Origin of the sequence: Duncaniella sp., assembly GCF_029054785.1 — a bacterium.
Taxonomy (GTDB): domain Bacteria; phylum Bacteroidota; class Bacteroidia; order Bacteroidales; family Muribaculaceae; genus Duncaniella.
The window spans coordinates 16681-29195 of sequence record NZ_JAIDEN010000124.1; the positions used below are offsets into that span (position 1 = coordinate 16681).

Below are 12515 nucleotides of genomic sequence, written 5' to 3' on the forward strand. Positions count from 1 at the left end.
GTTTTTAGAGGCTGTCGGCTTACGCAGATCAGAGATCGAAGAAGGTCTTGAAAGCCGTGAGCGTATAGGCATGGTCTTTCACGGCCATTGTCTCGCGGATCGAGTGCATGGCCCAGATAGCCTCGCCCATGTCAACACCGCGAAGGTCGATCTGCGAAGTCAGGATATTGCCGAGAGTCGAGCCTCCGGCCACATCGCTGTGGTTGACAAAATACTGGCAGGGCACTCCGGCCTTGTCGCAGATCGAGCGGAACACGGCTGCCGACTCGGCATCCGTCATGTACTTGCAGTTGGCGTTGATCTTTATGACAGGGCCGCCGCCGACAACAGGGTGGTTCGTCGGATCATATTTTTCCGAATAGTTCGGGTGGAAGGCATGGGCATTGTCTGCCGAGATCATGAACGAGCGGTCGATCGAACGCAGATAGTCCTCCTCACTGCCACCAAGACAGCTGACAATGCGGCGCAGCAGCTGGGCCAGAACAGGAGAAGCCGCCCCCTGCTTTGTTCCGGATCCGGTCTCTTCGTTGTCAAACACGGCCATCACACGGGTCTGGGCAGTCGACGATGTCTCCAGCAGAGCTGTCATCGCGCCGTGGACCATGCTGAGATCGTCCAGACGTCCCGAAGTCAGGAATTCATTGTCAAGCCCTACGAGGCAGGCCGGTGTAGTGTCGAAAAGCGAGAGATCGAAGTCAAGAATGTCGTCCACACGGCATCCGAGCGCCTCGGCCACTGTCCGCAGCAGCAGATTGTCCTTCTCGGCTGCGTCTTTCACTATCGCAATGACCGGAAGCATGTCTTTCTGCTTCGACAGCGGATTGCCTTCATTGACGGCCCGGTTGAAATGGATGGCGAGATGAGGGATCGTGAGCAGCGGACGGTCGAATTTCAGGATCTCCGTGCGCGGATGCAGCGGATCTTCACCGCGAAGCACCACACGTCCGGCAACCGAAAGCGGACGGTCAAACCAGGTGTAGAGGATCGGCCCTCCGTAGACTTCGACATTCAGCCGGACCACACCGCCCTCACTGAGCATCTCGGCATTAGGCTTGATGCGCAGACAGGGAGAATCGGAATGGGCCGAAATGATGCGGAAACCGGCCGCAGGCCCACCGGTCGTCACCGTGAAAGCAAAAATCGCACTCGAATTTTTGACCAGATAATACTTTCCACCCGGCTCAAGCTCCCAGCTTGCGGCAGGATCGAGCTGTTTAAAACCGTTCTCGTCAAGATGGCGTCTGACAGTCTTCACAGCTAAAAAATTGACGGGACTTTCGTTGAGGAACTCCATGAGGTTCCGTGCGGTGACTTTGATATCTTCCATGTCTTTCATGATAGGGGGTTAATTTCCAGGAATCACTTAAGAGGTTGTGCAGAAACAAACTCTCAGTGCTTTGGCAAATTTACAATTTATTCATGAGATTTTTCTACTATGGCGGAATTTCTCACGATTTTTCACTAAATTTGTGCGTCTATAAACCTTAACGACATCACATTAAATTATATCACAAACCTCTCTATGACTTTCCGATCACTAATGTCAGCCGTCATGGCTTTCGGCGCTCTGACACTCGCCGCCGACACCAGGACCAACGCAGGCTCAGCCTATCTGCTCAGCCAGACAGTCGACGTCAGCAAGGATTTCGCCGACTTCACCAATACCTACTTCTTCGCCGACTCCCTCGCAACGTTCGACCCCTCGACGGGCTGCGGCACCATCTGCTGGAAACGTCAGCAACTCATGCCACGTCAGGCCTTCAACGCCAACACCTATCTCCACCAGCCACTGAAAAGCCTCGACTTCCCCGACACGGCATATCCGCAGGACCCTCAGCTCGGCTTCAGCATCGAACCGGTCAACGCCCGCACCCTGCGCCTGCGCATCCACACTTCACCAGTCACTCCCGCCGAGGCCGACTCGCTGTCGCCCATGCTTGCAGGGCCTGTCGGGAAAGACGCTTCCGAATGGAAAATCCGGCGCGAGGGCGCAGACATTGTCTGCACTTCGCCCAACGGCTCCCTGCGCATCAAGGCCGATCCCTGGCGCATTGTCATCCTTGACAAGAACGGCTGCGAGCTCAGCCGCACACGCACCTGGAGCGACAACGATTCGACCCAGATCAAAGTCCCCCCGTTCAGCTTCATCAAACGCGGATCCGACAACTCCCGCTCGATCAACCCCGTCTTCTCCCTGACTCCCGGCGAACGCATCTACGGACTCGGCGAAGGTCCGGGCGCGCTTGACAAAGTCGGTCAGAAACTCAATCTCTTCGTCACAGATCCGCAAGGCCCCGAAAGCCCCGACATGTACAAGCCGATCCCATTCTTCTTCAGCAACCTGGGCTACGGCATGTTTATCCACACCTCCGCACCGCTGACAGCCGACGTAGGCCAGAGCTACATAGGTGCCAACAAACTGTTCATGGCCGACGAAGACCTCGACCTCTTCATCATGTGGGGCAGCCCCAAAGAAATCCTGAGCGAATACACAGCCCTGAGCGGACGTCCTGAGATGCCGCCGCTGTGGAGTTTCGGCACATGGATGAGCCGCATCAGCTACTTCACCGAAGACGAAGGCCGCGATGTCGCCGCCAAACTGCGCGAAAACCGCATCCCCGCCGATGTCATACACTTCGACACCGGCTGGTTTGACGTTGACTGGCAGTGTGACTACGAATTCTCCCCCGAACGCTTCAAGAATCCGCGCAAAATGATAGCCGACCTGGCAAAACAGGGCTTCCACATCTGTCTGTGGCAACTCCCCTACTTTGTCCCCGGCAATAAATACTTCCCCGAACTCGTCAGCAAAGGTCTTGCCGTCAGAAACGGTCGCGGCACACTACCCTATGAAGACGCCGTGCTTGATTTCACCAATCCTGAAACCGTCAGCTGGTATCAGTCCAAACTCGCCTCTCTGCTTGAGATGGGCGTTGGCGCCATCAAGGTCGACTTCGGCGAGGCCGCGCCGCTCGACGGACTCTATGCCAACGGCCGCAGCGGGCTTTACGAACACAATCTCTATCCCGTGCGCTACAACAAAGCCGTGGCCGATGTCACCCGCCGCGTCAAAGGCGACAACATCATCTGGGCCCGCTCGGCCTGGGCCGGATCACAGCGCTATCCCCTCCACTGGGGCGGCGATGCCGCAAGCACCAACACCGGCATGCTCGGCACCCTCCGCGCCGGACTCTCTCTCGGCCTGAGCGGCTTCTGCTTCTGGAGCCATGACATGGGCGGCTTCGTCACCTCCACACCCGAATCACTCTACCGCCGCTGGCTCCCGATGGGCTTCCTCTCGTCCCACACCCGCGCCCACGGAGCACCTCCGACCGAACCCTGGCTCTATGAAAACCCGGACTTCACCGACTATTTCCGCCGCTGCGCCGAACTGAAATACTCACTGATGCCCTACATCGAGGAGCAGGCCAAAGAATGCACGGCCAACGGATGGCCGATGCTGCGCGCCCTGCTTGTCGAGTTCCCCGACGATCCGGGAGCGTGGATGGTTGAAGACCAGTATATGTTCGGCTCGGACATCCTTGTGGCCCCGCTCCTGACCGAGGCCGACAGCCGCAACGTCTACCTGCCCGCCGGACAGAACTGGAAAGACTATCAGACCGGAAAGACCTACACTCCGGGCTGGCACCGCATCGCAGCCGACAGCCCCATCAAATGCAACATCCTCGTCCGTGAAGGAGCCAAAATCCCCACCGTGGCTCCCGCGCAGTCAACCTCGGCAATCGACCGCTCCACCCTGCGCGTGACCAAGTACTGACCCGATTCCGTAAAAAACGGGGGCAATGCAGAAAAGCGGTTGTTTTGCAAAGATACAACACCCGGCCCCCGGAATAGTGCGATAATACGGAGACACCCCATCCGGGGCGGCCGCCCGGCAGGACGGATTCCGGATGGCTGCGCGGATGATGACATCCACAGAACAGAAACCGGGCCTTGAAAGCGCGTTGAATCCGCTTTCAAGGCCCGGTTTGTATGGTATGTGTGATCAGATTTCAGATCACTTCACAAGAACTTTGGTGACACTGCTGCCTCGGCGAACAATGTAGATGCCGGGGGCAAGGCCTTCAGTCGAATCGCCGAGCCTGATGCCGTTGATCGAATAGACTTCCACAGGACCGTCTACAACCACATCGGCCACCGGAACATCAATGCCCGACTCATCAGAGCCGTTGACGCCGTAGACAAGTTCAGGCCCGTCGGCATAGAGCGTAGAGGCGATGATGCGGCATCCGCCCTCGTCAGCTCCTTTGCGGACGGTCACAAGACCATTGTTGTCAACGGTAGCGACAGCCGGATTGGTAGAGCGCCAGAAAATCTGAGGCAAGGTGGCATCTGCGGGCCACACCTTGGCCGACAGCTGGATGCGGTCGCCGGGCTCTCCGCTGATGCTTGTCTCGCCGTCGCCGTCTATGCGCCGGGCCACAGTCATCGAATAGCCTGTGAAACGGTCCCAGCAGGTATAGGCATCATAATAGGCATCGATCACATCCTGACCGCCCTGCAGATAGAGCTTCGCGCTGTAGTCGCTGAAGGCAGTGTAGGGCGCTGTCGGGGGCTTCTGAGCGGTAATCGCCACAGATTCCACATTCGCGCTGCCGGCAAAAGCATTTTCGCCGATAGCCTCTACTCCGCAGCCGATAATCACTGATTTTAAATTATTGTTACTGAATGCATACGCACCGATAGAGCGCACAGATGATGGAATCACGACTTCATGCAGCATTCCGGCTCCATGGAAAGCGTAAGATTCAATCGACTCCAAGCCACTGCCCAATGTCAGACTCGCAAGATTACTGCATACGGAGAACCTGCCATCCGGAATGACCTTTACAAGGTTGCCTATGACAAGGGTCTTAAGTACACCCGGATAGCCGGTAACATTTCCATCCCAGTCACGGCCTATATACATGGAGCTTAAACGGGCTCTCGTATCCGGGGTCGAAATGTAATTATAATATCCAAAAACATACTGCCCAAACGATATCGGCTCAGTCGAATCTTCAATCCGTAATTCCGTCAGAGACTTGCAGGCAGCAAACGCCTCATCGCCGACTGTCATTACTGCAGCAGGAATGCTTACGGAGCGCAGGCCTGAGCCATAAAACGCTTTCGCCTCAATGCTCTGCACGGACTCAGGAATTTCAACCGATTCCAGAGCCGTGCAATCCTTGAAAGCACCACGGCAGATGATCTCAATCGAAGCACGCGGATTTATAGTCAGCTCTTTCAGCCAGGAACAGCCACTGAATGCCTCCGGACCGATCACCTTGACATAATAGCGGCGGGGATTGTCAGGATCTGACATATCTGTCACTCGTTCAGGTATAGTGGCACTGGTTATTCCTTTTGACACAACACCGGCAAGTATGGCTGCCGGTTTCTCCGGATCGTCATTGACAAGTCTATATCTGAATATACCGTCGTCAATGCTTGTGTGAGACATATCTACACCACCGGCATTTATGGATTTGAAATTATTCCAGTCAGTTAAAATATAGTCAAGAATTGTACCTTCAGGGACTTCAAGCACAGCATCAGAATATGTATTTGAATTCCATACCGAATATTCCATAAGCGGAGGCACAGGATTCAGCACCTTTATTTCTGTAATCTTACTGTCTATCGGATATTGATAACCCATATTGGTATCATAACAATAAAATGCTTTATACCCGATTGATTCCACTGACTTGCCAAGGCAGACAGAGGTCAATGCTCCACAACTTGAGAATGCCGATTCTCCGATTGTCCTGACAGAATCAGGGATGACAAGCGAAGTCAGACTACTACAGCCTGAGAACGCAGATTCTCCAATTGTTTCTACCGATTCGCCGATTTTCAACGATTCCAGTTTTGTACAATCTGAGAATGCACTAATTCCGATTGTTTCCACTGACTTGCCAAGGCAGACAGAGGTCAATGCTCCACAATTTAAGAATGCCAATTCTCCGATTGTCCTGACTGAATCAGGGATGACAAGCGAAGTCAGACTACTACAGCCTGAGAACGCAGATTTTCCAATTGTTTCTACCGATTCGCCGATTTTCAACGATTCCAGTTTTGTACAATCTGAGAATGCACTAATTCCGATTGTTTCTACCGATTTGCCGATATTTAACGATACAAGATTATTACATCCTGAGAATACACTATCGGCAATTGATTTTATACTATCTCCGATTGAAAGTGATTTTAATATCTTTTTATCCTTAAACGGCAAAGGCCTATTCCCTGTCTCCAGATTTCTACCATAGTGCAGCTTTTCTAATGGGGAGGTACTAAACATATAACCATCGAACTCTTTATAATAATTACCAACCACTACCAAAGGAGTTTCTCCATCTTGAATAGTCAGCTCTTTCAGGCTGCTGCAGTCTCCAAACGTATAACACTCAATTGTTGTGACCGTATTCGGTATAGTCATTGATGTCAGGCCACTACATCCGTAGAACGCATATTCCCCAATTGTTGTGACTCCACTCGGTATAGTTATTGATGTCAGGCCGCTGCATCCGGAAAACGCACTACCCCCAATTGTTTGAACTGAATTTGGAATTGTTATTGATGTCAGGCTGCTGCAGCCACAAAACGCATATTCCCCAATTGTTGTGACTCCACTCGGTATAGTTATTGATGTCAGGCCACTGCATCCGAAAAACGCAGTACCCCCAATTGTTTGAACTGAATTTGGAATTGTTATTGATGTCAGGCCACTGCATCCGAAAAACGCATGACTCCCAATTGTTTGAACTGAATTTGGAAGCGCTATTTCTCCTTTTTTAGATGGAAGACACATATTGACACTCGACATATCTTTGGAATAGACAATATCATCAACACATATAAAATTCGGATTATCTTCATCAATAATGAACTCTTCCAGAGCGCTGCATCCATAAAAAGCCTCTTCTATCAGGCTAACTGATTTCCCAATTTTCACAGATTCAAGCTTGGAGCAGTGAGTAAATGCAGAGAGACCTATTCCAATAACTGAATCCGGTATGACCACCGAAGTCAGACTATTACAGCGAGAAAATGCTCGTTGATAAATGTAGTTAAGAGTTTTAGGCAAGCTTATAGAGGTAATCGAACTGCCAGTGAAAGCTTCACCATAAATCGCATCTACTATATATTGTTTCCCGGACGTATAAACCGTATCAGGAATTATCACATCTCCGCTTGCGCTTGGATTTTTATATACTGCTGCAGTTCCCGGAAGTCCGTCTGCCGGCTCATATAAAATATACCTAATGCCATCATATTCAATAATTGGATTGGCACTGCTTGCCGACAAACCGGAAATTATTGTCAGCAATAGCAAAATTATCTTTTTCATATACTGGTTTTTTGATTGTTTTTTCGGTTTTAATTGTTCTGCTGAGATCGTTGGGATGTCTTGCTGATCTGCTTGCGGCTGTTGTGAATGTGCAGCATGGCATCGATATTGTAGAACGACAATATGCGCAGAGTCTCGCTGTGCAGGCCGGGCAGCAGGGGCTCGATCTGCGGCCAAAGCTTGCCGAGCTGGGCTACAGTGGTTCGGGGAGTCACTCCAAGAGCCTTCAGTGCCTGCATGGCCTGCAGTCCGGGGGCCAGACGGCGCAGAATCTCCTGCATCTCCGGATCATGGTCAAGGTCGATCTGCCTAAGCGTAAAGACACCGGTCATCGGGCACCAGGCCTTTGATGAGAAGTCGAACGAATAGACCTGATGGATCAACGGATTCTTTTTGGTCGAGCCGAAAAGCTTTATGTAAACGTGGCCTGCACTGTCAATGCCGATCTCGTCAATCGAAGCCAATGTATAGGCCCACATTCCGTCGGGCAGGCGGGTGAATCCGCGGGGATCGCTCCGTTCCTCGGCCACATAGAAGAGTATGCGGTCGGTGATAGTTTCAATGACATCGTCAATCTCGGCTTTCCACGCGTCCCACCAGGCTTTCTGCGAGAGCGAGAGTCCGGTGGGAGAATTCTGTGCGAAGTCTTCAGCATTGTGGAAGATAGACCGCACCGCTTTCAGCGGGAAGGGTACGGTGGTGCCACCCTTGCGCGACTGGGTGACGAGACGCCCGCGGAATTTGCCGCGCACTGACTGCGGAGCTTTTCCAATGAAGGGGTCAACAGTCGTTTCACGCACCGATATCCAGTGGATTCCGGCAGGCACCGGCGCTATGCCCTGGGGCACCAGGGCGGATGCCGGCAGCTGCTGCAACTCGGCCTCTTCGGGGAGATCGCCGGAGGCGGCATCGGCTTCATCGTCGGCTTCATCATCGGCCATGAACACTGCATCGGCGTAGTCACGGAAACGCCTTAGAGCGGTGAGGCGGTCGGCGAGGGTGCGTTGGTTTTCGCTGTCGGCTGATGATAATAAAACAGTCTCGATAATGCCGTCTATGAGGCTACGGGCGTATGACGGCGACGGATTTTCTTCAAGCTGTCCGCAGAGCCACTGAAGCAGGTCGGTGTCGGCCGGTAGCTCTTTCAAGCCTGCCGGACGGAGAGAGCGGATGCGCGACATGGTGCTGTCGGCACTCTGAGGCAACATGCGCCTGCACAGATAGTCTTTAAATCCAACTGCAGAAAAAAGATTGGTCGGCATAAAGATGTGTGTGTGATTGGTCTGATATATGTCCAGCCGACACCCCTGACGGGACTATGAGAAAAACAAAAAGCGTGGGTGCCGAACAATTGCTCGTCCCACATCTTGAGGCTCTGGCATGTGCCCATCATAGTAAGACGAGCAATGTGCAGAGCCCACGCAAATATGCATGCATACGATAGACCAAAGGCAAGACCCCTCACAGGGTCACACCTCAGCCATCGGATGCCGATTACATATCCATGAGCATCTACCATTGCATCAGTCCTGACTATGATTTTGAAACTGCCAGATTCCAAGATGTCAAGAACAGAAGCGCAAGTAAACGCTTTTTTTCAGTATGTCCTTGCCCACGGCATGGCGCCGGAGCAAGACTGCCTCCCTCCCGCATGACCCACACGCGCGGGCTCTGCTAAGAAGTTGTATTCAAAACAACCGTTAAGTCGGCATGCAAAATTACAAACAATTCTTAAAAAAGTCAATATCCCGACAGGGAATTAACAGTCCGGATCAATAAAGATTCAGAATAGGCAAAACGCACTAATTGACATAGGCACACCATCCGGAGCGGTAAATCGGTGTCCTCGACCGGACACCACATGCCGAGATATATCGCAAACCCGTGACACCTGCGCTTTGCGCTCCGGTGTCACGGGCTACGAGTAAACAGATGTCCTGGCGGACATCACCATCCGAATTCTGAGCGCATCCATCCGGACTCTGAGCGCATCCATCCGGACTCTGAGCGCATCCATCCGGACTCTGAGCGCATCCACCCGGACTCAGCACGCGAAGCGTGTATGAGGCTATGCGCGAGAGGCGGTCAGAAGCCCTGGTCGAAAAGGCTCATGATCTCAGGGCGGAGAAGGCCTTCCACCTCATTGGGGTAGACGGCCACGTCGACAGGGCCCATCGCATACGGCCCGATCTCATAGGGATCATAGTGGAAATAAAGCGTGTTCGAATCTATGTAAGGCTTGCCGGGATAGGTCAGCTGGGATGCAAAGATTCCGGCCCGCTCAAGCCCAGAGACAGGCACCGACAGCTGTCGGGCAAGAGCCTCACGGATGACAGGCATGATCGAATCAGAAGTCACACCAGGCAAAAACATGTTGTCCATATCCAGCACCTGCTTCATGGCAAAGGAATAGGTGAACGGGCGCGTAACCGTCATCGGATGAGCGCCGCCGAGATAAGTTGACGACACCACCTGATACGTCACCATCTCCTCGTCGACCTCCATGATCGAAGCCATCACGCTGTTGAAATATGTCATCGTATCGGCAGGCAGAGAGTCGACCTGAATGACGGATTCAGCCCCTTCGACAACCGATGTGTCATTCAGAAAAGTCTTGATCGCCTCGCGCACATCCGCAGCCACCGTATCGCCGTAGGCATAATACAATATAGAGTCCTGCAACACCCCAAGATCATTCTCTCCCAGCTTCTCAGGCCAGTGGATCGAAGTGTAAAGCTCCAGATAAGCGCTGCCATAGTCAGTCGTGACCCGATAGTTCTTGTCGGCGGTCATCAGAGTCTCGCTGACCTGAAACTCATTGATGACATCGGCGCTTCCGTCTGAACCGTCGGCACCGCGTCCGCCGCAGGCAGTCATTGCAAGCGCAATCGCGGGGAGAGCAAGTAAATAATGTTTTCTGTCCATAATCCTAATTACTATAATATATATATGTGTTCGATTTGTCTGACCAATCCGGCCGAAACCGGGGCCGATGGAGAGAAATTCCAAGTTTTCAAAGAGGTAACACACAAACGGCGTAACATGTTTGTAACAACTATGCAGAATAAAAATCGCTGAAATAGACCAATCAATCGGCAAAAAGCACCAAAAAATGATCAAAATCGAGCTTAATTAACATCTTTATACGTTTGTTGTATTCCAAGTTGATAAAAAATAATTAACTTTGCACCGCAAATGTAAAAATTTTTGCGATTCCAATCAAGAAATTACTAATCAACTCACAAATTTAAAACTATGTCTGAAATTGCATCTCGAGTTAAAGCTATCATTGTTGATAAGCTCGGTGTTGACGAAAACGAAGTAACCGAAACCGCTGAATTCACTAAAGATCTTGGCGCAGACAGCCTCGACACCGTAGAACTCATCATGGAATTCGAGAAAGAATTCGGCATCACTATCCCCGATGATCAGGCCGAAAAGATCAGCACCGTACAGAACGCTATCGAATACATCGAGGCTAACACTCAGAAGTAAAAACCGGTCCGCGAGTCAACAGCCCGCGCTCTGACCGAGCCACAAAAGGCTCCCCACGCCAATTAAAATCAGCGCGGTGGAGCCTTCTTCTCAATTAGCCCCTCACCTCTCTCTTCAGACCCTAAAACTTTCCTCCTTAACATTTTACGAAATTCATTCTGCCATTATGGAACTTAAAAGAGTTGTGGTGACCGGACTCGGCGCCATTACCCCTATCGGCAACGATGTAGAGACCACTTGGCTCAACGCCGTAGCCGGAAAGAGCGGAGCCGCTCCAATCACCCACTTTGACGCTTCCCAGTTCAAGACTCAGTTCGCCTGCGAGGTCAAAGACTACAATCCCAACGACCACTTCGACCGCAAGAAACTGCGTCAGCTCGACCTCTACGCACAGTATGCGATGGTCGCAGCCCGTCAGGCCGTTGCCGACTCAGGCATCGAAGCTGCCGAAGGCCTCGACCGCAACCGCGTCGGCGTCATCGTAGCCGCTGGCATCGGCGGTCTTCACACCTTTGAAGAAGAAGCCGGTTACTACGCTCTCAACGGCCCCCAGCAGGGACCCAAATACAACCCCTTCTTCATCCCCAAGATGATCGCCGACATCGCTTCAGGCCACATCTCGATGGAATATAACTTCCACGGACCCAACTTCGGTGTGGTTTCGGCATGCGCATCATCCAACAACGCCATCATCGACGCCTTCAACCTCATCCGCCTCGGCAAAGCCGATGTCTTCGTGACCGGCGGCGCTGAAGCTGCAATCTACCCCGCAGGTGTAGGCGGCTTCAACTCGATGCACGCGCTCTCTACCCGCAACGACGATCCCGAACGCGCTTCACGCCCCTTCAGCGCCTCTCGCGACGGCTTCGTGATGGGCGAAGGCTCGGTTGTCCTCGTTCTTGAAGAACTCGAACACGCCAAGGCCCGCGGCGCAAAAATCTACGCCGAAGTCGCAGGCGGCGGCATGAGCGCCGACGCTTACCACCTCACCGCAACACATCCCGAAGGCCTCGGCGCCATCCTCTCGATGCGCAACGCCCTCGAAGATGCAGGCATGAAACCCGAAGACATCGACTACATCAACGTTCACGGCACCTCGACCCCCGTCGGCGACATCTCCGAAGTCAAGGCCATCGTTGAAGTCTTCGGCGAACAGGCCCACAAGCTCAACATCAGCTCCACCAAGTCGATGACCGGCCACCTCCTCGGAGCCACCGGCGCCCTCGAAGCAATGTTCTCCGTGCTCTCTGTCCAGAACGACATCGTTCCCCCGACAATCAACCACGAAGAAGGAGACAACGACGAAAACATCGACTACACCCTCAACTTCACCTTCAACAAAGCCGAGAAGCGCCCCGTCCGCGCAGCCCTCTCCAACTCATTCGGCTTCGGCGGCCACAACGCGACCGTCATCGTCAAGAAGTACGAGGAATAAGCAAATTTTCAGATCCGGCTGCTCATTCAGGAATTCAACCCCCTGAAAGACCACATATAAGCAATGGCGCGCGGACCCAGACATTCCGCGCGCCATCGCTGCATCAAAAAGATTAGTTAAAATGTGTGACCTCTTCCTAAAAAGTTTGAATTTCGCTTGGCAAAGCGGGAATAAATTCTTAACTTTGCAGCCGAGTTTTGTGGCACATCCTTAAAAAGAGGTTAAGAA

7 protein-coding genes and 1 pseudogene are annotated in these 12515 nt (G+C 52.6%); 3 read left to right on the top strand and 5 right to left on the bottom strand.

Features of this window, described 5'->3' with window-relative positions:
- Positions 1-28: 28 nt before the first annotated feature.
- Positions 29-1327: a M18 family aminopeptidase gene (locus K2H17_RS07950; RefSeq protein WP_300133533.1), complete on the bottom strand. Its 1299-nt coding sequence runs from the start codon at positions 1325-1327 to the stop codon at positions 29-31.
- 225 nt (positions 1328-1552) lie between these two features.
- Between K2H17_RS07950 and K2H17_RS07955 the strand changes: the two genes are divergently transcribed.
- Complete coding sequence (locus tag K2H17_RS07955) at positions 1553-3778, top strand: alpha-xylosidase (protein ID WP_300133546.1); 2226 nt, start codon at positions 1553-1555, stop codon at positions 3776-3778.
- Between the two features lie 240 nt (positions 3779-4018).
- Here the strand turns inward: K2H17_RS07955 and K2H17_RS07960 are convergent, their stop codons facing one another.
- From K2H17_RS07960 to K2H17_RS07980, 4 genes and pseudogenes are all read right to left on the bottom strand, one after another.
- A complete protein-coding gene (locus tag K2H17_RS07960) occupies positions 4019-5662 on the bottom strand; it encodes a leucine-rich repeat protein (protein WP_300133548.1) in 1644 nt (547 codons plus the stop codon).
- A 66-nt stretch (positions 5663-5728) separates the two neighbouring features.
- Positions 5729-7357 (bottom strand): annotated as a pseudogene (locus K2H17_RS11230) (leucine-rich repeat protein); the annotation flags it as partial.
- 29 nt (positions 7358-7386) lie between these two features.
- Positions 7387-8565 carry a hypothetical protein gene (locus K2H17_RS07975; protein ID WP_300133535.1) on the bottom strand — a complete coding sequence of 393 codons (1179 nt, stop codon included), beginning with the start codon at positions 8563-8565 and terminating at the stop codon, positions 7387-7389.
- A gap of 877 nt (positions 8566-9442) precedes the next feature.
- On the bottom strand, positions 9443-10282 hold the full coding sequence (locus K2H17_RS07980; protein WP_300133538.1) for an RsiV family protein: 840 nt from the start codon (positions 10280-10282) through the stop codon (positions 9443-9445).
- A 330-nt stretch (positions 10283-10612) separates the two neighbouring features.
- Between K2H17_RS07980 and K2H17_RS07985 the strand changes: the two genes are divergently transcribed.
- Both K2H17_RS07985 and fabF read left to right on the top strand, forming a co-directional pair.
- Entirely contained in the window at positions 10613-10852 is a 240-nt protein-coding gene (locus tag K2H17_RS07985) for an acyl carrier protein (RefSeq protein WP_123614068.1), read from the top strand.
- 166 nt (positions 10853-11018) lie between these two features.
- Positions 11019-12287, top strand: a complete 1269-nt coding sequence (fabF, locus tag K2H17_RS07990) for a beta-ketoacyl-ACP synthase II (RefSeq protein ID WP_300133541.1) — start codon at positions 11019-11021, stop codon at positions 12285-12287.
- Positions 12288-12515: the final 228 nt, after the last annotated feature.

Coding starts and splice junctions, on each gene's coding strand:
- K2H17_RS07980 (WP_300133538.1), bottom strand. CDS start 10,282: ATGGACAGAAAACATTATTTACTTGCTCTCCCCGCGATTGCGCTTGCA.
- K2H17_RS07960 (WP_300133548.1), bottom strand. CDS start 5,662: ATGGGTTATCAATATCCGATAGACAGTAAGATTACAGAAATAAAGGTG.
- K2H17_RS07950 (WP_300133533.1), bottom strand. CDS start 1,327: ATGGAAGATATCAAAGTCACCGCACGGAACCTCATGGAGTTCCTCAAC.
- K2H17_RS07955 (WP_300133546.1), top strand. CDS start 1,553: ATGGCTTTCGGCGCTCTGACACTCGCCGCCGACACCAGGACCAACGCA.
- K2H17_RS07975 (WP_300133535.1), bottom strand. CDS start 8,565: ATGTTGCCTCAGAGTGCCGACAGCACCATGTCGCGCATCCGCTCTCTC.
- fabF (WP_300133541.1), top strand. CDS start 11,019: ATGGAACTTAAAAGAGTTGTGGTGACCGGACTCGGCGCCATTACCCCT.
- K2H17_RS07985 (WP_123614068.1), top strand. CDS start 10,613: ATGTCTGAAATTGCATCTCGAGTTAAAGCTATCATTGTTGATAAGCTC.